This window comes from Nocardia sp. GP40 (assembly GCF_050434125.1).
GTDB lineage: Bacteria > Actinomycetota > Actinomycetes > Mycobacteriales > Mycobacteriaceae > Nocardia > Nocardia albiluteola.
Window position 1 is genome coordinate 96,946 of sequence record NZ_JBNPVW010000004.1, and the last position, 25,700, is coordinate 122,645.

Sequence of the window (25,700 nt, forward strand, 5' to 3'; positions counted from 1 at the left end):
CCCGGTTGCTGCACCCCAACCGAACTGGTCCTGTGGCCTTCGCGCCGGGCTACCTTCAGCTGATCAGTTGACCAGCGAGGGTTCGTAGTCCCGGCATGGGCCCTTCGCCTTCTCCGGGCAGGACCTGGATGGCGACATGGTCCGCGCCGGCAGCGAAGTGGCCGGCCAATCCGGCGGCGATCGTTTCGGGCGTCCCGTGCAGGACCAGGTCGTCGATCAGCCGATCGCTGCCGTCGCCTGCGACGTCGGTCTCGTCGTAGCCCTGCCGCAGGAGGTTGTTGACGTAGTTGGAGAGTCGCAGGTAGGGATTGCTGACGAAGGCGCGGCCACGCCGGCGAGCCTCCGCGGGGTCCGTGTCGACGACCACCGTGTGCTCGGGGGCGAGCAGCGGGCCCGGGCCGAGGAGGCGGCGGGCTTGCTGGGTGTGGCCGGGCACCGTCAGATATGGGTGGGTTCCGGCGGCGCGGTCGGCGGCCAGGCGCAGCGTTCGCGGTCCGAGCGCGGCGAGGACGCGACGGTCCCGGGGATGTCCTTCGGCGTCCAGCGCGTCGAGGAACGATTCCATGCGCTGGTACGGGGAACGATAGCCGGTCACCGATTCCGGGTGGCCGATTCCGATGCCCAGCAGGAAACGACCAGGATGGCGAGTCTCCAGGCGGTCACAGGACTTGGCCAGCGCGGTCGGGTCGTTGGTCCACATGTTGACGATCGCGGTCGCCACGACGACGTGTCTGGTCGCGTCCAGGACCTGTTCGACCAACCGGAGCTCGCTCTCGTCACGCTGCCCCAGGCCGAGCCACACGGCGCCGTAACCCAGCGCCTCGGCCTCGACCGCGTAGCCGATGCGGCTGGGATCGTCGTACATGGGGTGGAGCCAGGCTCCATACCTACCGAGTGTGATCATTGTGCTGTCTCCTCTCTCAGTGCTCGATGACCGGGTTCGCCAATGCGCCGGCCCCGCAACGTGAATCGGAATTGCAGATCGGTGACGCTATCGGGGAAGTCACCGTCGAGGCGGTGCACTGGTGTTCAGCATTCAGGTTGGAGGTCTCCCGTCAGGGGAGGGTCGAGCCGACCGTTCCGGGAGGGTCCCCTCGTTGCCGTTCTGACCGTCGGACCTGAAGATCGGCCAGCCGACTTCGATGACGAGGTCTTCTTCCCGGGACACTTCGAGCGGGTTGCGCAGGTAGTACTCGCGCAGTGCCCCTTCGATGCCGATCTCGTGCCGTGCTGCGTAGGTGCCGAGATCGCCGTAGGTCAGGTCGATGGTGTCCAGCGGGCCGTGGTGCGTGGCGATCACGAGTTCGGCGCCGGGCACGACGAGCGGCTCGACCCGGCCGACCGGACGTGCGACCTCGTCAACCGGAACGAACAGCGTTGCTTCGCCGTGCTCGTGCAGGTACAACTCGCTGGTGAACACGCCTCCGCTCGGTCCACTAGGGCGCAGGTCCTGGGCCGCGGCAAAGCCGTAGAGCTCGCCCAGCGCACCGCGCCACCAGCTCAGGACGTCCTCGCGGTCGACGATCTCGCGAATGCCGATCGCGGGATGGGCAGCGACGGTACGGTGCTCGATGTCCGACCCGCTCGCCGGCCGGTTCAACAGGTCGCGCAGTGCTTCGACCGCACTCCGCGTATGGGACAGCTGGTGCTCCAGCCGGGCGAGGTGCGCGGTGATCAGCTGGTTGCGCGCGGCAGCATCCTGGGCGGCCAAGACGGCTTTCACGTCGGGTACCGGCATGTCGAGATTGCGCAGTCGGACGATCACCTGTGCGGTCGGGACCTGGTCGAGCGAGTAGTAGCGGTACCCGGTGTCGTGGCCGATGTGCATCGGCGCGAGCAACCCCACGTCATGGTAGTGGCGCAGCGTCTTGACGCTGAGGTGGGTCACCCGCGAGAACTCGCCGATCGTCAGGCCCTCGCGCATGGTTCCAGTATCAACTCTCCCGTTACGGGAGGGTCCAGTGCACCGCCGGGAGTTGACACTCCGGTGACCGGATGGTCGAGCGTGGTACTCACGCCCCGCAGTCCACGTAACGGACGCCGCGAACAGGACATTCGTATCCTGCGCGACGAGGATGACGTCGACCATGTCGCTGGGCTGACCCGGTGGACCGAGCGGCAAACGCCGTCGCTCGGCCGAACGGCCAACCCGAGAACAAAGGAGTTTGCTACCAATGAGCAGTCACGTGATCACCACACTGCCCGAGGTCGTCGCCGAGCACATCGCGGCGGTCAACGCCTTCGACACTGAGCGAATCGTCGCCACCTTCACCCCGGACGCCTACGTGAACGACAACAGCCGTGAGATCTGGGGCGTCGAGGCCATCCGCAAGTTCCTGGCCAAGGAGTTCGTCGGCGACCACGTCACCATGGAGGTCCGAGAGGTAATCGACCACTACGGCGACATCATCGTCCGGGCGAAGTACGACGGCGATTGCCCTACCCACTCGAGGGTGGACGCGTATTGCCAAACAGCCGCGGACCTGAGTGTCGAAGAATTCTCATATACAACGCACATTCGCGAACAAACGATAGAAGTCGATGCGATTCAAGTCCCACGCACACAACAACCAATAGGAGGGAGCGACATGACCGAGATCCGTCCATTCCGCGTCGAGATCAGCGACGCGGTGATCAATGACCTCCGCGAGCGGCTGGCGCGGACGCGCTGGCCAGAAAGGGAGCCCGTCGACGACTGGTCGATGGGAATTCCACAAGCCTACGTGCAGGACCTCGCGGGGTACTGGTCGGAGTCCTACGAGATGCGACGTGTCGCCGATCAGCTGAACCGCTACGAACAGTTCACGACGACTATCGACGGAGTCGACATCCACTTCCTGCACGTCCGCTCGCCTGTTGACGGGGCGACGCCGTGCATCATGACGCATGGCTGGCCGGGGTCGGTGATGGAATTCGTCAAGGTGATCGATCCGCTCGTGGATCCGGTCAGTCACGGCGGGAAGGCGTCCGACGCGCTTGATCTGGTGATTCCGTCGCTCCCGGGCTACGGGTGGAGCGGCAAGCCGACGGTGACCGGCTGGAACGTCGAGAAGATCGCGCAGGCGTGGATCGAGCTGATGGACCGGCTTGGCTATGAGCGCTGGATAGCTCAGGGCGGCGACTGGGGAGCGCAGGTCAGTTCGGCGATCGGGCGGCTGGCCGGTCCCGCGAAGCTGATCGGCATCCACGTCAACTGGGCGCTCGCCGATCCGGCGAAGCTCACCGAGCTCGGCGGGCCGACCGAAGAGGAGCAGCGCTACCTCGCGCGCATCGAGAATTCGAGCAAGGCCGAGGTCGGATACGCGATCGAGCAGGGGACCAAGCCGCAGACGCTCGGATACGGCCTGACCGATTCGCCGGTCGGCCAGCTCGCCTGGATCGTCGAGAAATTCAAAACGTGGTCGGACTGCGGCGATGACATAGAGAATTCTTTTACGAAGGACGAGTTGCTGGACAACGTGATGATCTACTGGACGTGTGCTGCGGCGGCCTCATCGGCGCGCCTGTATTGGGATTCGCTCGCGTCGAGTTTGGGGAGCTTCGACGAGGTGCCCGCGCCGTCCGCGTACTCTCTCTTTCCCGCAGACAACGTCGCGCTGTCCGAGCGCTGGGCACGGACCCGCTATACCAATCTGCGCTACTACGGCACGCCGGTGCGGGGTGGCCATTTCGCTGCCTACGAGGCTCCTGCCGAGTTCGTCGCCGAGGTGCGCGCGGGGCTGGCCGCTCTCGTGTCAGGGGCGATTCGTGTGTGACGTTTCCCGTCGGTCAGTCGGCGGGCATTGCCCTCTCGCCAACTGACGTCGGGCGGACCGATATCCGACAAGAAGGACATGACCATGGAGATATACCACTCCGGGGCCGCGGAGGTACCCGCCGTCGCGATGCCGGAGTACTTCACCGGCAGCGGCAAGCTCGAACTGATGGGGACGCTCGACGTCGCGAGCGCCGACAGCGTGATCATGTTGACGCTTGACGCGGACGCGCACACCCACTGGCACGCCCACGAGGGGGGCCAGGTGCTTGTGGTCACCGCCGGGACGGGCGTTGTCGCGAAGCGCGGCGAGGACCCGATCCAAGTCGCCCCCGGCGACGTCATCGTCACAGGGCCCGGCGAGGTCCATTGGCACGGCGCCGGCCCGAACGCGCCGTTCTCAACCCTCGCGGTGGACCGCGGTACGACGACTTGGCACGGTCCGGTCGAGGCACGATGAGCGACCGGACGACGCCCGACCAACGCCGAGGTCATTCTGGTCAAGCTGTCGTTCCCACGGCGCGGCATACCGGGTCTTCGATGCCGTACCAGCGGCCCGAAGTCACACCTGACCGCTGCCGGCGACCTGGTCGGCAAGGCCATCGCCGACCACAGCAATCCCACGCTGATCGAGGTACCGATAACCAAGGTTCCGATCCACTGACCAGCATCATCCCTTGCCACCGAAGTCGAACAATGTGGAATGACAACGAGCGCAACCGTTTTGGAAGAGCCTCGATCGCGGCCGTGATCCAGACACCACTCCACATCGTTCTGCCGCCGACTCATCGCATTGGTGCTCGCCGGCCAGGGTCGGACACGATGGATGGTGCGCTGGAAGCCCGGGTTCAACGCTTTCGCGATCACCTTCGCCGACCGCTGGCCCAACGCCCAAACCTACTGAGGGACAACGCCGGAAACACCGTTAGCGAGATAGACCCTGTGGCCGGAGGGGCGGTCTCGAGGCAGTGTCGGCGGCCGTTGGATCGGCGAGTCGCGTACAGAGGTTATTCGGCTTCGGAACGTGAGTTGAGCTCTGAACAGGGCGTTTGACGTGCAGATATTGGATGTCGATGGGGTCGAGTTCAGATTCGACGTGTAGGCGGTGACCGCCCGGCGTTCGGCCCGCAGCGTTCTGTGCCGCGGGTTCGTCGCTGACATTCTTACAAGACATGTGCCGTTGTCTGTCGGCAGGATGGGGTCCTGACAACAGACGAGACGTGAGGCACATCTATGCGGGTTCTTATTTCCGGCGCCAGTATTGCGGGGCCGGTGCTGGCGTATTGGCTTACCAGGCATGGCTTTTCGGTGACGGTTGTCGAGCGGGCTCCGGGGGCGCGCAAGACCGGGGGGCATGCGGTGGATCTGTTCCGGCCGGCGATGGACATCTCGGAGAAAATGGGTGTGCTTTCGCTCATCGAGGCGAGAGTTACCGGGACGACCCGGATGGCGCTGGTGCCGGAGGGGGAACAACGGGCGACCCGGGTGGATCTGGCCAAGGTGTTCGGTGCAGCCTCCGATCGGCATGCGGAGATCATGCGGGACGAGCTGAGTGAGATCTATTACGAGGCCGGGTGCGAGGACGTCGAGTACCTGTTCGGTGACTCGATCACCGCGATCTCGCCGGACGGCGAGGTGGAGTTCGAGACGGGCGCGCCGCGGCGCTTCGATCTGATCGTCGGTGCGGATGGGTTGCACTCCACTGTGCGTCGGCTCGTCTTCGGTGACGAGTCGCGATTCAGCGCCTCCACCGGGGCTTATCTCGCGGTGCTCTCGCTGCCCGAAACCCATGGCGCCGATGGGGAACTCCGCATTCACGTCGGTGTCGGTCGTACCGCGGGGATGTACAGTGCGCGGCACCTTGGCGAGAGCCGGGCGTTGTTCCTGTTTCGCAGTCCGGGCGAACTCGATTACCACTACCGCGATGTAGCTCGGCAGAAGGAGCTGCTGCGGGCCGCCTTCAGGGGTTTCGATCCGGAGGTGGGGCGGTGGCTAGCCGCGGTCGACGACGCTCCGGCCTTCTATTTCGACTCGATCACCCAGGTGCGCATGGATACCTGGTCGCGGGGGAGGGTGACGCTCGTCGGTGACGCGGGCTACTGTCCCGGTCCGGCCGTTGGCGGCAGCACCAGTTTGGCTGTTGTCGGCGCGTATGTCCTGGCGGGCGAGCTCGCGCGGGCGGGCGGTGACCCCGGCATCGCCTTTCCCGCCTACGAGCGCGCGATGGCAGGGTATGTGCGGGACGGGCGTGCGGTGGCGATGAGCGCGGCGAAAACCCTGATCCCGACGTCCCGGCTCGGTGTGCGGGGGCTGGTCCTGGGCACTCGGCTGCTCTCCGTACTACCCCCGGGCCCGAGCCGCGCCTTCCTCCGGCTCGCCACCAAAAGCGCACGCGTCTACAACTCGATGACCGTCGAGGACTATCCGATCGCGCCGGGACGTTAGGGTTCGGCTGGATACCTGCCGCCGCCATCACCGTCGAGCTGGCGTGGCCGATGCCGACTGATTGCCGCCCGCAAATTCCTGGCGGTGCAAGAGAATTCCGCTCGTTATGAATCATCGAGGCGGGGAGGGTTATTCGGCGTGCGACGAGTCGGCGCTGGGCGCGGGCGACTGCAGCGTCACCCCGGAAGCACACCGGACATTTATTCAAGACCCGAGCGGTCCTCGCCCGCGAAGGTGGTGGTGTCACGGATGGACAGAAGGAGGACCCATGAACAACACCACCGCCGTAGCGCCGGGTCGGCGACGACGCATCGGGCTGATGATCGCCGCGATGTCGGCCGCGCTGTTCGCGACGACGACCCCGGGCGCCGCCGCCGCTCCGCAGGACCAGGGGCAGATGGTGCATCTTCCCGGCGGCGACATCCACGTCGTCGCCAGCGGGGCTCCCAGCGCGGATGCGGTCGTGCTGTTGCACGGACTGGCTGGATCGACCGCATGGTGGGACCAGGTGATGCCCGCCCTGCAGGATCGGTACGTGGTGCGGATAGACCTGCTCGGGCACGGTGAATCGGCCAAGCCGGACAGCGGTTACAGCATGGAGGAGCAGGCCAGGCGGGTCGGCGAAGTGCTCGACCGGCTCGGCGTGCGGCACGCCGTCGTCGTCGGGCATTCGACCGGCGGCTATGTGGCGACCTCGCTGGCCGAACAGCGCCGCGATCTGGTATCGGCGCTCGAGCTCATCGATACCGGCGCGCGGCTGGACGCGTACACCGACAGCAGCCCGGTCAGCGGGCTGTTCTTCAACCCGGCGATCGGGCAGCCGCTGTGGCCGCTGCTGCCGGACGCCGCCATTCGGTACCTGTTGAGCAGTGCCTTCACCCGCAATGTGCCGATTCCCGGACAGCTCGTCGCCGACGTCCGGGGAATGACGTACCGCGGCCTCACCGCCACGTCGAACGCGTCGGATGCGTATCTGCGGGCCGAGACCGAACCGGATCGCCTAGTGGCCCTGCACCTGCCGACCATGGTGATCTACGGCTCCGAGGACAAGCGCTTCCTGCCGGCGTCCTACCGGGATTACAGCCGGGTCCCGGGGGTTCGGATCGTGTCCCTGGACTGCGGGCACACCCCGATGATCGAGGATCCGGGCCCGACCGGCGTCCTCATCCACGACTTCGTCGAGCACCACTGATACGGTCCCGGAAAGAATTTTCGCCGACGGTGTCGATCCACCGTGTTCGCCATTCGACCTTGTTGGTGAGAGGGTCGGATGGCGACCCGGAACAGAAGAGGACACATCGTGAAGTACATGCTGATCTGGCGGGCTACCGACGAGGGCAACGCGGCGATGGCCGGGGCGGACTTCGACAAGGTGCTGGAGACCGTCGGGCGGTACAACGACGAGCTGATCCGGGCCGGGGTGCTGGTCGCGGCGGAGGGGCTGGCCGGGCCCGACGAGGGCGTGGTGGTGGACTATTCGTCGGAGCCGCCGGTCGTCACCGATGGGCCGTACGGGGAGACCAAGGAGCTCTTCGGTGGTTTCTACATCCTGAATGTCGCCTCCAAGGAGGAGGCGATCGAATGGGCCAGGCGCGCACCGTCTTTCGGGCCGGGCTTCAAGACCGAAATTCGGCGGGTCACCTCGATCGACGAATTCCCGCAGGACAACGAGTGGATTCGCAAGGAGCGGGCGTGGCGCGAAGCGACCGGGCAACTGTGAGTCGCCCGGCGCGATGACCGATTCCACCCGCCGGGAGGACGTCGCCGCGGTGTGGCGGATCGAGTCCGCGCGGATCGTCGGCGCGCTCGTCCGCTACACCGGCGATTTCGCATTGGCCGAGGACCTGGCTCAGGAGGCATTCGCCGAGGCGCTGGTGGACTGGCCGCGCGACGGGGTGCCGCGCAATCCGGCCGGGTGGCTGCTCACCGTCGGGCGGCGGCGGGCCATCGACGGGTTCCGTCGCCGCGCCGCGCTGGACGACCGCTACTCCGCCCTCGCCCGCGAACTGGGCGAGGGCGGGGTCGCCGCCGGTGGCCCGCCCGCGGAATCCCCTGATGCGCCATGGGATCCCGATCAGATCGACGACGATGTGCTCGCGTTGCTGTTCATCGCCTGTCACCCGTTGCTGCCGCCCGAGAGCCGGATCGCGCTGACGCTGCGGGTGGTCGGTGGCCTGACCAGCGACGAGATCGCCAAGGCATTCCTCACACCCACGGCCACCGTGCAGGCCCGGATCACGCGAGCGAAGAAAACCCTTGGCGCGGCACGCATTCCGTTCTCGGTACCGTCCGCGCAGGAACGCGGGGAGCGCCTCGGCTCGGTGCTGAGCGTGATCTACGTGATCTTCACGGAAGGATCGTCGGCGACCTCGGGGCGGAACCTGATTCGATTCGACCTGGCCGGCGAGGCGGTCCGGCTGGCGCGGGTGCTGGCCCGGCTGATGCCCGCCGAACCCGAGGTGCACGGGCTGCTGGCGCTGCTCGAACTGACCGCGGCACGCTTCCCGGCCCGTACCGACTGCGCGGGCCGGCCGATTCTGCTGGAACACCAGGATCGTTCCCGCTGGGACCGCGCGGCGATCCGTCGCGGACGCGCGGCCCTGGATCGGGCCGCGAAGGTCGGCCGCGGTCTGGGCGCCTACGGATTGCAGGCCGCGATCGCCGAATGCCATTCCGTCGCAACGTCCGTCGACACCACGGACTGGGACCGCATCGTGCTCCTCTACGAAGCCCTGGGCCGCCTGGCCCCCTCGCCCGTGGTCGATCTCAACCGAGCGGTCGCGGTGGCCTTCGCCGAGGGCCCCGCTGCGGCGCTCCGCGTCGTCGACGAGATCGAAACCGCACCGGCCCTGGCGAATTCGCATCTGCTGCCCAGCGTTCGCGGCGAGCTGCTCACGCGCCTGGGTCGTATCGACGAAGCGCGCGCTCAACTCGAACTCGCCCTCGCGCGCTGCGGCAGCGAACCCGAACGAGCCCTGCTGACAGGAAAACTCGCGGAACTTTCGCGCTGACCATCGCCAGTGCCTGAAGAGCGCGATGAACCGAGCGAACCCATGAAGGTCGTCATTGACGGGGCGCGCTCGTGGGCGCATTATGAACAACAGTTCATGAATGTCTGTTCATAAAGGAGTTAGGCGCCATGACCGAGATCGTCAATAACGCCCAGTCCGAGGCTTGGAACGGCTACGAGGGCGAGCACTGGGCCGCGAACCATGACCGGTACGACGCGGTCAACAGCGGCTTCAACGAACCGCTGCTGGAGGCTGCCCGGGTGGGCGGAGGTGACCGTGTCCTCGATATCGGTTGCGGCAATGGACAATTGACTCGGCTGGCGGCGCGGCGTGCGGCCGCCGCGACCGGCGTGGATCTGTCCGGTCCGATGCTGTCCCGCGCCGAGCGGCAGGCGCGGGACGAAGCGGTGGACAATGTGTCGTTCACTCGGGGCGACGTACAGGTGCATCCCTTCCCGGACGCCGCGTTCGACGTCGCGATCAGCCGGTTCGGCGTCCTGTTCTTCGCTGATCCGGTGGTGGCCTTCGGCAATATCGCCCGGGCGCTGCGGCCGGGCGGGCGCCTGGCGTTCGTGTCCATGCCCGCGCTGAGCGATTCTGACGTCGGCCTCGCGTTCTCGGCGGCCGCGGCGCACCTGCCAGGCTTCGAGATCGGGCCCAGCCTCAACGACTTCGCGGATCCCGGCACCATGCGGGGGCTGCTCACCAGCGCCGGATTCACCGGTGTCGAGGTGCGTCGCATCGATGCCGACAGCATCTGGGGCAGCGATATCGCCGACGCCACCGGATTCATCATGGACTGGGGGCCGATTCGCTACCACCGGAGCCTGCACGACTTCGCCGCCGACGAGCAGGTCCGCGCCGCGATCGCGGGCGTGCTGGTGCCGTTCGCCCGGCCGGACGGGGTGCATCTGAGCTCGGGCGCCTGGCTGGTCACCGCGACGAAGCCGCTACCGTAGGACCGCATGTCCCCCAGAAAGGCAGCCGCACTGCGCGATCGCGACGACCGCGACCTGCGCCAGCACCTGATCGCGACGGCCGCGCAGCTGCTCGCCGAGCAGGGCGGCGCGGGTCTGACGGTGCGGGCGATCGCGCGGGCGGCGGGCGTCGCCGACGGCGTGCTCTACAACCATTTCGCCGACAAGGAAGAGCTGCTGGCCGCGGCGTTGCGCGCCCACGTCGATGCCGTGCACCGCGAGCTCGAACCGCTGCCCGGTCCCGGTACCGCGTCGGTGGCGGCAAACCTGACCGCCTACCTGGCACAGGGATTGTCGATGCACCGGGCCATCCTTCCGATCTTCGCGAGCCTGCTCGCCCAGCCGGAGGTGCTGGCCAAGTTCGCCGCGCAGCCGGGCGGTGAACGCGACTGGCGGGACCGGCTCGCGGACTACCTGCACGCCGAACGTGACCTCGGACGCCTCGCCTCCGCCGCCGATCTCGACGCCGCCGTCGCGATCCTGGTCGGAATCTGCCACGACGCCGCGCTGTCGGCGCTGCTGCCCCGCACCGGCCAGGCGATCTCTCCGGCGACGGAGTCGGTGATCACGACCCTGCTGACAGGTATCGGTACGGACGCCGCGTCGTCGGCGTAAGGGCGATGCGGCGATCGCGCGGTGCTCGGCATCGGCTGATGTGGCGACCGCCAGTACCTTTCGTACCGCGGCCGCACGTGTATGCCGCGGCGCTGCGCGACCGGGTCGACACCGTGCACCGCGAGCTCGAGCCGCTGCCCTCCCCGGGCACCGCCTCGGTGGCGACGAACCTGACCGCCTACCTGGCACAGGGCTTCCGGCCCTGCATGCCGTGAATTCGAGAGTCCCCGGTCGGGCGATCCTCGGTCGATGTACCCCCTGCACGCAGCGTGTGGAACGTGTTACTTTTCGGCCGACGGGCGGAGAGTGGAGTGCGGGGACATGGGTGTGCAGGAGCGGATCGTCGTTGACCGCGTTGTTCGCCGGTTCGGCGGGCAGCGGGTGCTGGATGGGATCGCGTTCGAGGTTCGGCGGCACGAGTTGCTGTGTGTTGTGGGGCAATCGGGGTGCGGGAAGACGACGCTGCTGCGGATCATCGCGGGACTGCTGCGTGCGGATGCAGGGGTGGTGCTGATCGACGGGGAGCCCGTCACCGCGCCGTCGGCGAAGATCGCGATGGTCTTTCAGCACTTCGGGCTGCTGCCCTGGCGGTCCGTGCGTGCGAATATCGAGTACGGGCTGCGGAATCGGGGCGTACGCGATCGGGCGCGGGTAGATCGGCTGATCGAGACGATCGGGTTGCAAGGTGCGGAAGGCCGCTACCCGCACCAGCTTTCGGGTGGCATGCAGCAGCGGGTCGGGTTGGCGCGGGCGCTGGCGGTGCAGCCGGAGGTGTTGCTGATGGACGAGCCGTTCGGGGCGCTCGACGCGATAACCCGGGAGCAGCTGCAGGACGAGCTGCTGGCGATCTGGGAGCGCGACGCCGATCTCACCGGGGTGTTCATCACACACGATGTCGACGAGGCCATCCTGCTCGGGGATCGGATACTGGTGCTCGCGGCGGGCGGCGCCGCGCAGATCATCGATGTACCGATCCCGCGCCCGCGCAGAGCGCAGGACGTGCGAGCGTATCCGGATTATGCTGAGCTCCAACACAAAATAAGGGGAGCGTTGCGGTTTGGACAGGCTGGATAGCTCCCCGCTTGCCGCCACGACCGGTCGGCTGCCCCGGCTGCCGTGGCCAGTGCGGCGCGCTCTGCTGCGCGGCCTTTCCCTGCTCGTCGTGCTCGGCGTGTGGGAATGGTATGGGCGCCATACCAATCCGATTCTCTTCACGTACCCCACCGCGATCGTGCGGGCCGGCTGGGCGATGGCGTTCGGCCCGGCGCAGCTCGGCAAGCCGAACCTGTGGGGCGCCCTGGGGCAGAGCCTGAACGTCTTCGCGTGGGGCCTGGGCCTGGCCATCGTGGCGGGTGTGGTCCTCGGCCTGGCGATGGGACGCAGCCGGGTGGTCGAGGCGCTGCTGGAGCTGCCGATGGACGCGCTCTACGCGACCCCGACGGTCGCGCTGGTTCCGGTGATCGTGCTCTGGGTCGGGTTCGGTACCACCGCCAAAATCGTTGTCGTCTTCCTGTTCTCGGTGTTCGCGATAGTCCTGAACACCGCCCGCGGCGTGCGCGAGGTCGATCCGCAACTGCTCGAGGTGGCGCGCTCGTACCTGGCCACCGAGCCGGGGCTGTGGCGGGACGTGCTGCTGCCCGCGGCGCTGCCCTACGTGATCACCGGCATCCGGTTGGCGGTGGGCCGGGCGCTGGTCGGCGTCGTGATCGCCGAATTCTATTCCGCGATATCGGGTCTCGGCTTCGTGATTATGAGCTACGCCAACACTTTCCAGATCGCGCAGGTCTTCGTCCCGGTGGTGATCCTGATGCTGCTCGGCGTCACGTTCACCTGGGTGCTGCGACTGCTCGAGGCGTGGCTGGCGCCGTGGAGATCGGAATCGGAGGGCTGAAATACATGAAACGACATGTCCTTTCGGTGGTCGCGGTGGTCGGTGTGCTGCTGGCCGGTTGCGCGAGCACTCCGCGGCCGGCGAATGCACCGCAGGGCCCGACAACCATCAAGATCTCCCTGCCCGGGCTGAAGCCCGCCTTCGCGCAGTCCGACATCGCGGTCGCCCAGGCGAACGGCTTCTTCGCCCAGCAGCAGTTGACCGTTCAGGTGCAGGGCCTGTCCGCGGGCACCGCGACGCTGCAGTCCGTCATCGCGGGGGATTCGGATATCGGCGGGTCGAGCGTGGAGCCGGTGCTGGGCACGGCTGCCGCCGCCGGGCTGGTGGTCATCGGTTCGTATGCCGATCGGTTGCCGGTCGTGCTCGAAACCCCGTCCGCCATAGCTGATCCGGGCGATCTGAAGGGCAAGAACCTCGGCATCCAGTCGGTCGGCGCGTTCCGGGAGATCATGACCCGCGCGGTGTATCAGTCGGGGCATCTGACGCCGGGCGATGTGCACTACGTGAGCGTGGCCGATACCGGATACGTGGGCTACCTGCTCACCCACAAGATCGATTCCGCTGTCCTGCAACAGGAACAGTCGATCGACGCCGAGGCGCGGGACCCGGGATTGCACGCGCTCACCGACCTCTACCAGCTGTGGCCGGACTACATCTACGGAACCTATTTCGTGAAGTCGAGCTGGCTCGCCTCGCATCACGACGTCGCCATCCGGTTCCTGACCGCGATCACGCAGGCACACCGGTTCATCTACGGCCACCGCGCCACCGTCGTGCCGCAGATCGCCACCGCGACAGGCTATCCCGCCGCCGAGATCGACAAGGCATACACCCGGCTCGTCGAGCAGAACGGCGTGTTCCCCGTCAACCAGGGCCTGGATCCCGAGCGGTTCACCTTCACCCTCGCATGCATGCGGCAGATCGGCGGGCTGTTGCCCAACGGCCCGCCGGACCTGGACAGGGTGATCGACAGAAGTCTGATGGACACGGTCGTCACGCACCTCGGTGGCCCGCTGACGGGAGATTCGCGATGGCATTGACGCACACCGTTCCTCGCACCATGCGCTCGGCGGTCATCTTCGGCCCGAGCGAGCTGCGCGTGATCGAGAAGCCGGTGCCGGAGCCGGGCCCGGGAGAGGTGCTGCTGCGCGTCGAGGCCGCATCGCTGTGCGGCACGGACCTGAAAATCCGTGCGGGGTCGTTCTTTCCGGCCCAGCCCGAGCCCGGGACGTTCACCCCGGGGCATGAGTACGCGGGCACGGTCGTCGCGGTGGGGCCGACGGTCGCGGAGTTCGTTCCCGGGGACCGGGTGGTCGTCGAGGCGCATCGCGGCTGCATGCGCTGCGAGAACTGCGTGCGCGGGCGGTACACATCCTGTCTCAACTACGGCCGCGCCGATCTGGGGCACCGCGCGATGGGGATGTCGGTCGACGGCGGGTTCGCCGAATACGTGGTCAACCACGTGTCCACGCTCTATCGGCTGCCGGACGCGGTGAGCTTCGAGGAGGCGGTGATGATCACCACCGCGGGCACCTCCATGTACGCCATCGACACCATGGGTGGGCTGGTGGCCGGGGACACCGTTGCGGTGATCGGCCCCGGACCGGTCGGGCTGACCGCGGTGCAGCTGCTGAAGGCGATGGGGGCGGCGCGGGTGATCCTCACCGGCACGCGCGCCTCGCGGCTGCGACTCGGTGGCGAGCTGGGGGCGGACGTCGTCGTGGACGCGCGCGAGACCGACCCGGTCGCCGCGGTGCTGGAGGCGACCGGCGGGCTCGGCGTCGACGCGGTGCTCGAGTGCTCGGGTGCGAACGAGACTGTGGACCAGGCGATCCGGATGTGCAAACCGGCCGGGCGCATCGTGCTCGTGGGCTACTTCCACGGCCCGGTGACGGCCGATCTGAACCGTGCGGTGAAGACGGGGCTGACCCTGTTCACCATTCGCGGCGAGGGCAACCGCGCGGTGGGCCGCGCGGTGACGATGGCCGAGCGCGGACTGCTGCGGACCGCTCCGCTGATCACGCACCGCTTCCCACTCGACGACATTGCCGAGGCGTTCGACGCCGTCGAGCAGCGACGCGACGACGCGGTCAAGGTGGTGCTGGGCATCGCATCGTAGCTCTGTCGCTCTCCGCGGCGGACCAGATCTTCCTGGCGCACACCGAGATCCACATCCTCGCACTGCGTGGTCTGCGCCGAAAGTGGGTGTGGACAGGCGTACGTGCGAGCTGCTAGATTCCTTCGCGCCGTGAAATCACAGTAGGAGGTGAGACCCATGAACGCTGTAACCCCGTGGGTGCTCCGTGACGTGTTCGCGGTTGTCGGTTGATATAGATGTCGCCGGGAGTGCCTGAGTAGCAAGGCAATCCGAAAGGCATCATCATGCATCTTATTTCTGAGACATCGTCCGACGGTGTCATCGAACGTACCTTCGCCATCGACGACGTGACCGGTGTGCTCTGGTCGCCGGAATCCGGGCCGCACGGCGCGCCCCTGGTCCTGATGGGCCACCCCGGCGGCCTGCACAAGAAGGCGCGGGGACTGGTGGCTCGTGCCCATCGCGCGGTGACCGTCGACGGCTACACCGTCGCCTCCATCGACGCGCCCGGACATGGTGATCGGCCCCGTAACGCGCAGGACCAGCACTGGGTTGCCGACATGCTGGAGGCACGGGCGGCGGGCCGGCCGCTCGGCCCGATCCTCGCCGAGTACAACGGCTCCCTGGCCGAGCGCGCGGTGCCGGAATGGCGTGCGGTCATCGACGAACTGCAGGCACTGCCGGAGATCGGGGCCGGCGCGCCGATCGGCTACACCGGCATGACGCTCGCCAGTGCGATCGGGCTGCCGCTGGTGGCGGTCGAACCGCGCATCACCGCGGCGATCTTCGGCGGGGTCTTCATGTATCCCGCCCTGATCGAGGCGGCGAAACAGGTGACCATTCCGATCGAATTCCTGCTCCCGTGGGACGATGCGGAGATCCCCCGGCAGCACGGGCTCGATCTGTTCGACGCCTTCGCCTCCACGGAGAAGGTGTTGCACGCGTTCCCCGGCGGGCATCACGAGGTGCCCGAGTACATGGGTGACAACTCGGGTCGGCTGTTCGCCCGGCATTTGGGCCGGGGCGTGGTTCCGGCCTGACGCGATCGGTGCCGGCGGCCGCCCGGGCACGCCGGCGCCCCTCGGGGGGCGACGTGCCCGGGCGGCCTGAAATCGGAATTAACGGACAGTCGATTTCGGTGCGGTGGAATGCTCGGAAACCGCCCGCACACAGCGGGTTTGCGACCCGCCGGGCGACACGCAAATCGAGGCCGTGAATTTACATGCCACCTGCGGCGCGGTCGGCCGGTGTTCCGTTATCGTTCACTTCACTATTCAATGCTGCTGCTGGCGTGCCAGGGCTGGTTCGTCGACCCGGGAGCGGTCCGGTGCGGCGTTACCTGTCCGATGCGGGCCGGAGACCGTCCGAAAGAATGAGGGAAACGTGCCTGCACTCGTTGCTCTCACCGGTCGCCTGGTGCGACTGGAACCCCTTGCGCCGCACCATGTTGCGGGTTTGGCTGCCGCGGGCGCCGAGAATCGCGAGGCATTCGCCTACACACCCGTGCCGCACGGGCTGGAGGAGGCCGCCGACTACGTCGCCCAGGCCGTGGCCGCGCACGCCGCGGGCACCGGGCTGGCGTTCGCGGTCGTCGCCACCGCCGACGGCGGCGTGCTGGGCTCGACCAGATTCACCCGCTTCGACTACTGGCAGGGGCCAATGGTGTGGCCGATCGTGCACGGGCGGCCGACCGGGGATCCGCTGCTGGCCATTCCGGACGCCGCGGAGATCGGCAACACCTGGCTCTCGGCGCGGGCGCGCGGTACCGGGATCAACCTGGAATCCAAGCTGCTGCTGCTTTCCCATGCCTTCGAGGTATGGCAGGTGCGCCGCATCGCGCTGCGGGCGGATGTGCGGAATACCCGCTCCCGCACCGCCATCGAGCGATTGGGCGCCACCAGCGACGGCGTGCGGCGGGCGCACTCGCGCGGCATGGACGGCGAGGTTCGTAGCACCGCGTTCTATTCGATCCTGCACGACGAGTGGCCGGCGGTGCGCAACACCATCACCCGCGAACTCGGCGCCGGGAGCGAGCCGTTGCTCAACGCATGAGCCGCGCTCTCGTCATTTCGCCGTGACGAATCCCTGTGAGACCATCCAGTCGCGCGCGACGGTGGCGGGCTCACGGCCCTGGAGGTCGACCAGGCCGTTGAGCCCGGTGATCGTATCGTTGGTCAGCACCTTCGATATCGGTGCCAGCACCTGGGCGATCTGGGGATGCGCGTCGGCGAACGACTTGCGCATCACCAGTGCCGCATTGTATTTCGGGAAGAAGCCGAGATCGTCGTCGAGGAGCTTCAGGTGCAGCGCCTTGATGCGGCCGTCGGTGGTGTCCACCGAACCGAACTCGCAGGTATTGTTCGCCGTCGCCGGATACACCAGTGCGTCCTGCATGATCTTCTTGTTCACCTTGCCGAGATCCATGCCGTACTTGTGCGCCATGCCGGGGAATCCGTCCTGGCGCACACTGAATTCCGTGCCCAGGCAGGTCGCGCCGACGCTCGGGTCGGTGTTCACCAGCCGCGCGTAATCCGACAGTGTGGTTGCGCCGGACTTCTGCGCGGCCGCGGAATTGCTCACCATGGCGTAGGTGTTGTTCATCGGCGCCAGGTCGGTCCACACCATCCCGTTCTTCGCCAGATCCTGGGCGCGCACCGCCTCGAACTGCTGCTGCGAGTCGGGGATCGGCTGCTCGTTGCCGAGATAGTTGATCCAGCCGGTGCCGGTGTAGTCGTAGGCGATGTCGACCTGTCCGTGCAGCTGGGCATCGCGCAGGCTGTTGGATCCGGTGATGTCGGTCAGGTCGCGCACCTGCGCCCCGGCCGCGGTCAGGGCGAATTCGATGATGTAGCCGATGATGAGTTGTTCGGTGAAGTCCTTGGAGCCCACGATGATCCGGACCCCCTTCAGCTCCGGCACCGGCTCGATGGAGCCCGGCCCGACCTGCAACGGGACGGCACTACCGGCCTCCAGTCCACACGCGCTGACCAGCACCAGGCATAGCGCCGTTGCGGCGACGCTCAGCAATGCCCGCAGTGCGGCGGATCGCGCAGTGCGTCCCGACCGGCACGGAGTGTGGACGGTTGTGGTGAGTGACATTTCGGCCCTCGCCGCCCGCGCGCTCACCGCAGCCCCCGGGGTCCGAGGAACTGCTCGGCGAGCGCGCCGAGCCAGTCGACCAGCAGCGCCAGCGCGACCGCGAGTAACGCGCCGACCCACAGGGTCACGTTGTCGCGCAGCTTGTATCCGGTGTCGATCAGGATACCGAGCCCGCCCGCGCTGACCAGGAACGACAGCGTGGCCGTGCCCACCGCCAGCACCAGCGAGGTGCGCAGCCCGGCCAGGATGTACGGCACTGCGAGCGGAAATTCGATGCGCCGCAACACCGCTGCGGCCGACATTCCCTGCCCGCGACCCGCGTCGACCAGTGCCGGATCGACCTGGTCGTAGCCCAGGATCGTATTGCGCAGCACAGGGAGCAGCGCATAGAACGCGATCGGCGCGACCCCGACCCAGAATCCGGTCTGCTCGGTGAGCAGGTAGTACAGCACGATCAGCCCGATTGCGGGCGCCGCGGCCCCGACATTGGCGATGCCGACGAAAACCGGTGCGAGCCTGCGATATCCGGGCCGGGTGAGCAGCGTGCCGAGCGGCACCGCGATGACGACAACGATCACCACGACCGTGAGCGTGATCAGGACGTGCTGGCGGACGACGGTCAGGATATTGGTGCCGGTGATGCTCGCCTGCTGCGTCACCGTGAGCTTCCGGTCGAACGCCCACAGCAGCACGCCGACGGCCAGCGCGAGCGCCAGGATCGGTTGCGCCGCCAGTCGGATGAGCTCCGCCCGCCGCTCGGGGCGTCGATCGACCGGGCTCACGACTGCGCCCCACCCGCATCGGTCCCGCTTGAATCCGATTCGATGCCAGCTGATCCCGTGCCGGCGGCCCCTGTGTCAGCCGCGTCGACGTCGGCCGGTCGGGTGCCGGACGACTCTGGGCTAGCCGAATCTGCTTGCGCCGTGATCGTATCTGCTGCACCCACATCGGCCTCGCCTGCATTCGAGACGATGCCAGCTGATCCCGCGCTGGCGGACCCCTGGTCCGTCGAGTCGACGCCGGCCGATCGCGTGCTGGCTGACCCTGTGCCCGCCGAATCCGCTTCCGCCGCAGCTGTATCTGCTGCACCCGCATCGGCCGAATCGGGGATGTCCGCGTGCGGCGCGGCCCCGGCGGCGCTCGCGCCTGCAGTGTCGGCGCCGACCGAATCCGGCGCGGCACCACCATGTTCCGAACGCATTGCCGACAGATGGGCGACAAGGGTATCGATGGTGATCAGCCCCGAGTACTCGCCACGCCGCCCGGTGACGACCGCGTTGGCGGTGCTGTCGGCCAGCAGCGTGCCCAGGGCCTCCTGCAGGGTGGATCGCAGCGACACCGTGTCGGTGATCGGCTGCCCGGCCTCCCGCAGTGAGGACGCGTGTGCGAGCTGACCGGCCGAGACCCACCGCTGCGGGCGGCGCTGGGCATCGAGGATCAGTCCCCACTTCCATTCCCGCTCGGCCAGCGCGGCCCGGATCGCCTGTGGCTCATCGGATTCCAGGGCCGTCGGGCACTGCCCGAGCTCGACGTCGGAGACCCGGGTGAGGGTGAGCTGCTTGAGCGGTGCGTCCGCGCCGACGAATCCGGCGACGGTCTCGTCGGCGGGTTCGGCCAGTATCGCGGCCGGGGTGTCGTACTGCAGAATGCTGGATCTGTTGCCCAGCACCGCGATTCGATCGCCCAGCTTGACCGCCTCGTTGAAGTCGTGCGTCACGAAGACGATGGTCTTGTGCAATTCGGCCTGCAGCCGGATCAATTCGTCCTGCAGCAGTCCGCGGGTGATCGGATCGACCGCCCCGAAGGGCTCGTCCATCAGCAGCACGGGCGGATCGGCGGCCAGTGCCCGCGCGACGCCCACGCGCTGCTGCTGGCCGCCCGAGAGCTGACGGGGATACCGGCGGCGGAAGGTGCCGGGATCCAGGCCGACCAGCTCCAGCATCTCGTCGACGCGGGCGTTGATCCGCTTGCGGTTCCAGCCGAGTAGCCCGGGCACGGTGGCGATATTGCGCGCGACGGTCAGATGCGGGAACAGCCCGGCCTGCTGGATCGAGTAACCGATGCCGCGGCGCAGGCGATCCGCGTCGATCCCGGCGACATCGCGGCCGTCGATGGTGATGGTCCCCGAACTCGGTTCGATGAGCCGGTTGATCATCCGCATGGTGGTGGTCTTCCCGCAGCCCGAGGGGCCGACGAAGACCACGACCTCGCCCGCGGGGATCGTGATCGAGAACTCCTCTACGGCCGGATCCCGTTGTCCCGGATAGTGTTTGGTCACCGCATCGAGGATGATCTCGGCGCCGTGCGTGCGGGTGCCGGATTCGGCTGTGCCGGTGGCGGATTCAGTCACGGATTCCCCTCGGTGTGGTGAGGCGGCCGATGAGGGCGAGCAGCGCATCCAGCAGCAGCGCCAGCACGATGATGGACACCGTGCCGGTCAGGGCCATCGGTACCGCGGTCGGGCTGCCGAGGCGGGCCAGGCCCGAGAAGATGATGTTGCCCAGGCCCGGGCCCTTGGCGTAGGCGGCCATGGCCAGGATGCCCATCGACATCATCGTGCTGACCCGCATGCCCGCCAGGATCGCGGGCCAGGCCAGGGGCAGTTCGATGCCGGTCAGCACGCGCCGCCGGTCCATGCCGACCCCGCGCGCCGCATCGGAGACCGCCGGGTCGACCTCGGCCAGCCCCACGATCGTATTGCGCAGAATCGGCAGCAGCGCGTACAGCACCAGCGCGGTCACCGTGGGGCGCACGCCCAGGCCCAGCACCGGAATGAGCAGGCCCAGCAGCGCGAACGACGGCACCGTGAGGATGATGCTGGCCGCCGCAGTGGCCAGCGCCGAGCCCCACGGGCTGCGGTGCACGGCGATGCCGATCAGCACCGCGACCACGGTGGCGATGAGCACCGACTGCACGACCGCGGAGACGTGCAGATAGGAATCGGTCAGCAACTGGGTGTGATGATCGACGACGTAAGTCCACAGCGCGTGCAGGATGTCACCCCTTCCGATGGCCGGGCGTCCGCGGGGAAAGTGTATCCACCGGTTTGCCGGATAAGCGGGATTTCGGTGGTCTTTCACGGGGCAGGGCGCCAATTGGCCGGTGCTACCGGGGATTCCGCGGCTTCATAGCGAAACATGGCGTAACTGAGCCACATTCGTTCCTCGCGTGTGGGACGGTCGTCCACTGGGTAGGGCAGTGCCGGTCCGGGCAGGGCTGCCACGGGAATCTGCCGCGCTACCCGTTCGGCGACGGCATCAGGTGCCCGCGCGGACGTCTCGACGCCGACCGCCTGCATGGCATCGACTCGCCCACAGTGAGAATTCACCGTTCCGCGCGGGCCCACCGGCCGGGTAATGTCTTCTTCGGTCAGCTGTGAATATGCTCTTAAAAGGTGAATTCTGACCACTCGGGGGAGGTATCCGCGTGTGCCTGGCCCTACTATGGACCCGGCGGTGCCCGGCAGCGCCGTCGTCGCGGTCCCTGTCCTGCTGCCCCCTCATCGGCAGGACGGGGACCTGCAACTCGGGGCGGTACTGAATGCCATCGTGGGCCGGCCGCTCCCTCCCGTACTTTGCGGGGTGCGTCACTCTCCGTCGCTCGCTCTGAGATCGAGCCCCAGCCGTCTCCGTCGACCCGTTGTATTCGGATGGACAACTGGACGGTAGGTACGCTCAGGCGTGGGATTGCGAACGGCAGGCGCACCATCCGGCACAGCGAGGTTTCGGTAATACATGCGACAGTCCAGCGAGCACGGCCATCCCGCGGTGAGTGAGCGAGCTTCCGGGGGCCCAGCGCGGTTACGCCGGCAGCCTGCTTCGGACCCGCCGCACTGGATCGACTACGCCGAATTCGGCGAGCGCTTCGTCGCACAGGCGGTCACCCCGGCGCGGATCGAGGCCGCGGTCTCCGGGATGGCCGGACAGGGGATAGCCCTGGGCCCGTTCTCGATCGGCCCCGCCGGCCTGGCCGGATTCGTCGCCGAGGGCAGCGTGGGCAAGCCGCACATCGTGCGCAGCGGCCCACATGTCACCTTCGAGGTCAGCCTGCCGGTCACGCTGCATCTCACCGTCACACTGGGCGGGCAGCGGCTGCGGCTCGAGGCCGTGGTCGAGATCGACCTGACGCTGCACGCCCGCACGGCCGATCCACTGCTCATCGTCATCGACATCCCGCCCCTGCGGACCCGTGACGTCAGCTTCGTGCTGCGCGCCCAGGCCATCGGCAGCGCCATCGAACTGCTGCTGGACCCGATCGCGACGCTGGTGCAGCGGGAGGTGGCGAACCGGGTCAACGCCATGCTGGCCGATCGGGCCGCGGTGCGCGCGAGAGTCTTCGACGTCGAGGCGATCCTGAACCGCGAACGATCGCCGCATCGTTCGCGAGATCGATTCGAATGGATCGGCTACGACGAGTTCGGGCACCGCTTCTTTCCGCGCATCGTCACCGTCGACCGCGTGCGCGAGGTGGCCGAGACATTGGCCGGGCGGGACATCGTGGTCGGGCCGATCCGTACCGGACCGCGCCGGATGGCCAGGGTCGATGTCCGCGGCGTGGTCGGCACGCCGATCCTGGCCGAACGTCCCGCGCCGGGCGAGCCGGAACCAAGTGCCGATACGAGTCGTGCCGCTGACCACGCGGAGGCCGCCGGTCGAGCCGCCGAGGTCATGGCCACGTCCGACGCGATGTCGATCACCGAGGTCCAGGAACCGGCGGCTCCGGACCCGGTGACGTTCGATCTGGTCGTCCCGGTGACCCTCGATATCACCGTCGCCGTACTCGGGGTGCATCACTATCGGGCCGACGTGGAGGTTCCCCTGGTACTCGTGGCCCGCGCGGCGGATCCGCTGCTCATCGTCATCGATGTGGCCCCGCCCCATGCGCGCGACGTCGTGGTTCGCCTGCAACCCGACCGATGGCGTGCGAAGGCCCTGGGCAGCCTGGGTAGCATCCAGCACCAGATCGCCGCCCAGGTCGCGCGGTTCGTCAGAAAGGAACTGGCCGATCCGTCGATCCGCACCATCAACGTCGGCGAGCGGATCACGGCGGCCATGTCCTGATCGGCCGGGCATGTTCTGGGACGCGTGTGGTTGATGTGTCCAATGAGCATGGCGGTTCTTATGTGAGTGTGGTGAAATTAGTGCACGTTCGGGGTGCCCGGCGCGCACAGAGATCGGGGAAGGTGCGCCGGGTGCGCCGGCGGTTCGACCGGCCGTGCCGGGCGGTTCCGCAATTCCGTCGGCGTGCTGGCATGGCCGGGGGCCTCAGGCGGGCGTGTTCCGTTGCCGGCCCGGCCGTTCGTGCCGATGACCCGAAGGAGCTTCGTCGATGCGTGCAGTTCCGATTTCCCGCCGCACCCTCCTCGGCTATGCCGGGGTCACCGCGGTGACCGCCGCGGCCACCGCCGCATTCGCGCCCACCGCCTCCGCCGACCGCCTGGGGACGCTCGTGGACTATTCGGTGGGCGTACCCGCGGCCGAGTCGATCCGGGCCGCCGGGCACGCGGGTGCGATTCGCTACGTCTCGGACCGTCGTCCCGGCGCGGAATTCATGACCGGCAAGCCGCTGCGGGCGAGCGAGGTCGAGGCGCTGCGCGCGGCCGGGTTGACGATCGTGTCCAACTACCAGTTCGGCAAGGGGCCGACCGCGGATTGGCGGGGCGGGCTCGAGGCCGGCAAGCGGTGCGCCGACCGCGGCCTGCAACTCCATCGCGCCGCCGGCGGGCCGGACGCCGCGCCGATCTACGCCTCCATCGACGACAACCCGAGCGCGGCCGAATTCGCCGAGATGATCGGCCCCTACCTGTTGGGTTGGCAGTCGGTGGTCGGCAGCCAGCGCCTCGGCGTCTACGCCAACGCGCCCACCATCGAACTCGCCCACTCCGCCGGGCTGGGTTCGTACTTCTGGCAGCACAATTGGGGCACGCCGGCCGGATTCGTCCACCCCGCCGCGAACCTGCACCAGTTCGAGATCAAGAGGACCAGGATCGACGGCATCAGTGTGGATCTGAACGCGATCCTCACCCCGCGCTACGGCCAGTGGTGATCGACTAGGTCTGGCAGTGGCAGGTCGGGTCCAGGCACAGGTCGGGTTCGTCGGGAACCACGCGCAGCATCGGCCGGGCCTCGGGCACCTCGCGGTCGCCCATCCAGCACAGCAGCGAGAAGCGCGACAACCCGGAGAACGCCGAGCCGAGGCTGAAGAAGGACCCGACCGATCCGATCGACAGCACCGATCCGACGCTGCCGATGGACAGCACCGAATAGGCCGAGCCGATGGACAGAATCGAGCCCTCGGAGCGGAACGACAGGATCGACCGGTGCGACCGGGTGGACAGCACCGACCGGAAGGACTTGCGGGACATGACCGAATGCCGGGAGCGAGCCCCGGCGGAATCGGCGGGGGCGGATGATGCGGACCGTACGAGCCGATCGACAGTCGCCATGTAAGCGGTCTACCACAGACAGTGGTCGTATTGCGTCGATTCCCCGCCGTTTCGCCTGATCACACGCGCGCCCACGTGTCATCCCGCATAGACGGAACCGCCGCCGTGGTCCCGGCGAAGACTGCGGGGACGACGGCGGCGGATGCCGGAACTAGGCCGGGACGTGCGCCTTGGCGCGGTTCTCGGGCGCGACCTGCGGCTGGGCCGGGGCCTTGGCCTTCGGCTCGACCGTGGCCTGGGTCTGCGGCTCCGCGGCCTGATCCGGGGACTTCGCCGTGCCGGACTGCGCCTCCGCGGGTGCGGATGTGGTGGAGGGCACCACGAAGAAGCCGAGGGTGGGCAGGAACGAGCAGGTGATCGGGGCCTTGTCCGCGGCGGGCTTGGTGGTAAGCGACCCCGAGACGGTCGCGACGATGCGGCCCGATCCGGTGTTGGCGATCGCGGACAGGGTGGCCGGGCCGCCGGGGTTGATGTGCGCGGCGTCGGTCAGCGGCAGCGTGCCGCCCCGCTGGGTGTCCAGGTTGAGCCACTGCACCGTCATCGGCGTGGCCTGGTGCGGCGTCAGGCCCTTGGTGCCCAGCGCGGTGAAGACGAAACCCGCCTGCCCGGCGCGCGGGCCCGGGGGCGGCAGCTCGGCGGGACCGGGCACGGCCAGCGCGGTGCCGACCGAATCCGAGCCCGGACCGATGCAGTCCTTGCCGATGGACGGGTAGAGGAACTGCGCGATGACCGGGCCGTTCTTCGGGATGTCCGGGCCGCCGCCATTGCTGCCGTCCAGGAAGGCGATCAGGGCCGAGAGGGTCGTCTTGACCTGCGGCGGCAGCCCCGCCGAGTTCAGCACCTGCTGTGCCTGGCCCAGCAGGGACTGGTGCGCGGGGGAGGAGATGTCGCCCACCGCCGCCGCGCCGATGATGGCCGGAGCCAGCGAGACGAGCGCGTCGACTGGGACGCCCTCGGGCACCAGGGGTGTGCTCGCAGGGCTCTGTGGCTTCGGTGCGGGGGCCGCGACGGCCGTCGTCGAAGCGGTAACGGTCGCGCCGGCCGCGATGGCCAACACCGACAATGCGAACCGCGTTCCTCTGGTGCGAAGCACTGGTGTAGCCGTCCTTACCCTCGGGTACGTCAAAGTGCGATGCGTGGCGCATCGCGTACGCCGTGCCACTCTAGGGAGTGGAGCGCCGTGTTGTACAGCGCAGCAGTGATTTTGCCTGCATCTAACAAAACGGTATTTGATGCATCAACGGAACATAGCGCGTGACCAGTGTTGTCGGTGGGATTGGTGAGGTGAATGGTGCTCGGCGTGTCCAAGTTGTGTCCTGGGCCCTCGGGGCCGCGCGTCGCGCGTGGGCGGTGTGATTAATCTTG

At 67.8% G+C, this 25,700-nt stretch carries 23 protein-coding genes and 2 pseudogenes; 17 read left to right on the top strand and 8 right to left on the bottom strand.

Annotated features, from left to right (window positions below):
• Positions 1 to 55: 55 nt before the first annotated feature.
• Positions 56 to 904 carry an LLM class F420-dependent oxidoreductase gene (locus ABH933_RS13630; protein WP_429423009.1) on the bottom strand — a complete coding sequence of 283 codons (849 nt, stop codon included), beginning with the start codon at positions 902 to 904 and terminating at the stop codon, positions 56 to 58.
• A gap of 132 nt (positions 905 to 1,036) precedes the next feature.
• Positions 1,037 to 1,924: a MerR family transcriptional regulator gene (locus tag ABH933_RS13635; protein ID WP_429423007.1), complete on the bottom strand. Its 888-nt coding sequence runs from the start codon at positions 1,922 to 1,924 to the stop codon at positions 1,037 to 1,039.
• Between the two features lie 664 nt (positions 1,925 to 2,588).
• Between ABH933_RS13635 and ABH933_RS13640 the strand changes: the two genes are divergently transcribed.
• From ABH933_RS13640 to ABH933_RS13710, 15 genes are all read left to right on the top strand, one after another.
• On the top strand, positions 2,589 to 3,755 hold the full coding sequence (locus ABH933_RS13640; protein ID WP_429423002.1) for an epoxide hydrolase family protein: 1,167 nt from the start codon (positions 2,589 to 2,591) through the stop codon (positions 3,753 to 3,755).
• Between the two features lie 84 nt (positions 3,756 to 3,839).
• Positions 3,840 to 4,214, top strand: a complete 375-nt coding sequence (locus ABH933_RS13645; RefSeq protein WP_429423000.1) for a cupin domain-containing protein — start codon at positions 3,840 to 3,842, stop codon at positions 4,212 to 4,214.
• Positions 4,215 to 4,987: 773 nt separating this feature from the next.
• The gene (locus ABH933_RS13650) at positions 4,988 to 6,199 is read left to right on the top strand and encodes an FAD-dependent monooxygenase (RefSeq protein WP_429422998.1); all 1,212 of its coding nucleotides are present in this window, start codon (positions 4,988 to 4,990) and stop codon (positions 6,197 to 6,199) included.
• Positions 6,200 to 6,467: 268 nt separating this feature from the next.
• Positions 6,468 to 7,391 (top strand): alpha/beta fold hydrolase, encoded by a 924-nt coding sequence (locus ABH933_RS13655; protein ID WP_429422996.1) that lies wholly within the window; start codon positions 6,468 to 6,470, stop codon positions 7,389 to 7,391.
• 108 nt (positions 7,392 to 7,499) lie between these two features.
• Positions 7,500 to 7,919, top strand: a complete 420-nt coding sequence (locus ABH933_RS13660; RefSeq protein ID WP_429422994.1) for a YciI family protein — start codon at positions 7,500 to 7,502, stop codon at positions 7,917 to 7,919.
• A 13-nt stretch (positions 7,920 to 7,932) separates the two neighbouring features.
• Complete coding sequence (locus ABH933_RS13665) at positions 7,933 to 9,210, top strand: RNA polymerase sigma factor (protein ID WP_429422992.1); 1,278 nt, start codon at positions 7,933 to 7,935, stop codon at positions 9,208 to 9,210.
• A gap of 128 nt (positions 9,211 to 9,338) precedes the next feature.
• Positions 9,339 to 10,169, top strand: a complete 831-nt coding sequence (locus ABH933_RS13670; protein ID WP_429422990.1) for a class I SAM-dependent methyltransferase — start codon at positions 9,339 to 9,341, stop codon at positions 10,167 to 10,169.
• 6 nt (positions 10,170 to 10,175) lie between these two features.
• Positions 10,176 to 10,802: a TetR/AcrR family transcriptional regulator gene (locus ABH933_RS13675; protein ID WP_429422988.1), complete on the top strand. Its 627-nt coding sequence runs from the start codon at positions 10,176 to 10,178 to the stop codon at positions 10,800 to 10,802.
• Positions 10,803 to 10,879: 77 nt separating this feature from the next.
• Complete coding sequence (locus ABH933_RS13680; RefSeq protein ID WP_429422986.1) at positions 10,880 to 11,017, top strand: hypothetical protein; 138 nt, start codon at positions 10,880 to 10,882, stop codon at positions 11,015 to 11,017.
• 106 nt (positions 11,018 to 11,123) lie between these two features.
• A complete protein-coding gene (locus tag ABH933_RS13685) occupies positions 11,124 to 11,876 on the top strand; it encodes an ABC transporter ATP-binding protein (RefSeq protein WP_429422984.1) in 753 nt (250 codons plus the stop codon).
• A complete protein-coding gene (locus ABH933_RS13690; protein ID WP_429422982.1) occupies positions 11,860 to 12,693 on the top strand; it encodes an ABC transporter permease in 834 nt (277 codons plus the stop codon). Before ABH933_RS13685 ends, ABH933_RS13690 begins: the two co-directional genes overlap by 17 nt.
• A 5-nt stretch (positions 12,694 to 12,698) precedes the next feature.
• A complete protein-coding gene (locus ABH933_RS13695; RefSeq protein ID WP_429422980.1) occupies positions 12,699 to 13,733 on the top strand; it encodes an ABC transporter substrate-binding protein in 1,035 nt (344 codons plus the stop codon).
• Entirely contained in the window at positions 13,724 to 14,812 is a 1,089-nt protein-coding gene (locus ABH933_RS13700; RefSeq protein ID WP_429422978.1) for a zinc-dependent alcohol dehydrogenase, read from the top strand. The genes ABH933_RS13695 and ABH933_RS13700 overlap by 10 nt, the downstream gene beginning before the upstream one ends.
• 263 nt (positions 14,813 to 15,075) lie before the next feature.
• Positions 15,076 to 15,831, top strand: coding sequence for an alpha/beta hydrolase (locus tag ABH933_RS13705; RefSeq protein WP_429422976.1), 756 nt, complete (start codon positions 15,076 to 15,078; stop codon positions 15,829 to 15,831).
• 343 nt (positions 15,832 to 16,174) lie between these two features.
• Positions 16,175 to 16,843, top strand: coding sequence for a GNAT family N-acetyltransferase (locus tag ABH933_RS13710; protein ID WP_429422975.1), 669 nt, complete (start codon positions 16,175 to 16,177; stop codon positions 16,841 to 16,843).
• A 12-nt stretch (positions 16,844 to 16,855) separates the two neighbouring features.
• On the opposite strand, the gene ABH933_RS13715 is transcribed toward ABH933_RS13710, so the two are convergent.
• The 4 genes and pseudogenes from ABH933_RS13715 to ABH933_RS13730 form a co-directional block, all read right to left on the bottom strand.
• Positions 16,856 to 17,890 carry a glycine betaine ABC transporter substrate-binding protein gene (locus tag ABH933_RS13715; protein WP_429422974.1) on the bottom strand — a complete coding sequence of 345 codons (1,035 nt, stop codon included), beginning with the start codon at positions 17,888 to 17,890 and terminating at the stop codon, positions 16,856 to 16,858.
• Positions 17,891 to 17,913: 23 nt separating this feature from the next.
• A complete protein-coding gene (locus ABH933_RS13720; protein ID WP_429422972.1) occupies positions 17,914 to 18,672 on the bottom strand; it encodes an ABC transporter permease in 759 nt (252 codons plus the stop codon).
• A gap of 338 nt (positions 18,673 to 19,010) precedes the next feature.
• A pseudogene (locus tag ABH933_RS13725) lies at positions 19,011 to 20,240 on the bottom strand (ABC transporter ATP-binding protein); the annotation flags it as partial.
• Positions 20,233 to 20,883, bottom strand: coding sequence for an ABC transporter permease (locus ABH933_RS13730; protein WP_429423210.1), 651 nt, complete (start codon positions 20,881 to 20,883; stop codon positions 20,233 to 20,235). The gene ABH933_RS13730 and the pseudogene ABH933_RS13725, both read right to left, overlap by 8 nt.
• A gap of 741 nt (positions 20,884 to 21,624) precedes the next feature.
• Between ABH933_RS13730 and ABH933_RS13735 the strand changes: the two genes are divergently transcribed.
• Both ABH933_RS13735 and ABH933_RS13740 read left to right on the top strand, forming a co-directional pair.
• Complete coding sequence (locus ABH933_RS13735) at positions 21,625 to 22,950, top strand: hypothetical protein (RefSeq protein ID WP_429422970.1); 1,326 nt, start codon at positions 21,625 to 21,627, stop codon at positions 22,948 to 22,950.
• Positions 22,951 to 23,218: 268 nt separating this feature from the next.
• A complete protein-coding gene (locus ABH933_RS13740) occupies positions 23,219 to 23,935 on the top strand; it encodes a DUF1906 domain-containing protein (protein WP_429422969.1) in 717 nt (238 codons plus the stop codon).
• Between the two features lie 4 nt (positions 23,936 to 23,939).
• Here ABH933_RS13740 and ABH933_RS13745 read toward each other — a convergent pair whose 3' ends face one another.
• The gene (locus ABH933_RS13745; protein WP_215918429.1) at positions 23,940 to 24,254 is read right to left on the bottom strand and encodes a hypothetical protein; all 315 of its coding nucleotides are present in this window, start codon (positions 24,252 to 24,254) and stop codon (positions 23,940 to 23,942) included.
• 397 nt (positions 24,255 to 24,651) lie between these two features.
• A pseudogene (locus ABH933_RS13750) lies at positions 24,652 to 25,428 on the bottom strand (Rv1157c family protein); the annotation flags it as partial.
• Positions 25,429 to 25,700 lie beyond the last annotated feature (272 nt).

Bases quoted from the DNA above. Each gene is read 5' to 3' on its own strand.
- ABH933_RS13630 (WP_429423009.1), bottom strand. From the start codon at position 904: ATGATCACACTCGGTAGGTATGGAGCCTGGCTCCACCCCATGTACGAC.
- ABH933_RS13635 (WP_429423007.1), bottom strand. From the start codon at position 1,924: ATGCGCGAGGGCCTGACGATCGGCGAGTTCTCGCGGGTGACCCACCTC.
- ABH933_RS13640 (WP_429423002.1), top strand. From the start codon at position 2,589: ATGACCGAGATCCGTCCATTCCGCGTCGAGATCAGCGACGCGGTGATC.
- ABH933_RS13645 (WP_429423000.1), top strand. From the start codon at position 3,840: ATGGAGATATACCACTCCGGGGCCGCGGAGGTACCCGCCGTCGCGATG.
- ABH933_RS13650 (WP_429422998.1), top strand. From the start codon at position 4,988: ATGCGGGTTCTTATTTCCGGCGCCAGTATTGCGGGGCCGGTGCTGGCG.
- ABH933_RS13655 (WP_429422996.1), top strand. From the start codon at position 6,468: ATGAACAACACCACCGCCGTAGCGCCGGGTCGGCGACGACGCATCGGG.
- ABH933_RS13665 (WP_429422992.1), top strand. From the start codon at position 7,933: ATGACCGATTCCACCCGCCGGGAGGACGTCGCCGCGGTGTGGCGGATC.
- ABH933_RS13670 (WP_429422990.1), top strand. From the start codon at position 9,339: ATGACCGAGATCGTCAATAACGCCCAGTCCGAGGCTTGGAACGGCTAC.
- ABH933_RS13675 (WP_429422988.1), top strand. From the start codon at position 10,176: ATGTCCCCCAGAAAGGCAGCCGCACTGCGCGATCGCGACGACCGCGAC.
- ABH933_RS13685 (WP_429422984.1), top strand. From the start codon at position 11,124: ATGGGTGTGCAGGAGCGGATCGTCGTTGACCGCGTTGTTCGCCGGTTC.
- ABH933_RS13695 (WP_429422980.1), top strand. From the start codon at position 12,699: ATGAAACGACATGTCCTTTCGGTGGTCGCGGTGGTCGGTGTGCTGCTG.
- ABH933_RS13700 (WP_429422978.1), top strand. From the start codon at position 13,724: ATGGCATTGACGCACACCGTTCCTCGCACCATGCGCTCGGCGGTCATC.
- ABH933_RS13705 (WP_429422976.1), top strand. From the start codon at position 15,076: ATGCATCTTATTTCTGAGACATCGTCCGACGGTGTCATCGAACGTACC.
- ABH933_RS13715 (WP_429422974.1), bottom strand. From the start codon at position 17,890: ATGTCACTCACCACAACCGTCCACACTCCGTGCCGGTCGGGACGCACT.
- ABH933_RS13735 (WP_429422970.1), top strand. From the start codon at position 21,625: ATGCGACAGTCCAGCGAGCACGGCCATCCCGCGGTGAGTGAGCGAGCT.
- ABH933_RS13740 (WP_429422969.1), top strand. From the start codon at position 23,219: ATGCGTGCAGTTCCGATTTCCCGCCGCACCCTCCTCGGCTATGCCGGG.
- ABH933_RS13745 (WP_215918429.1), bottom strand. From the start codon at position 24,254: ATGTCCCGCAAGTCCTTCCGGTCGGTGCTGTCCACCCGGTCGCACCGG.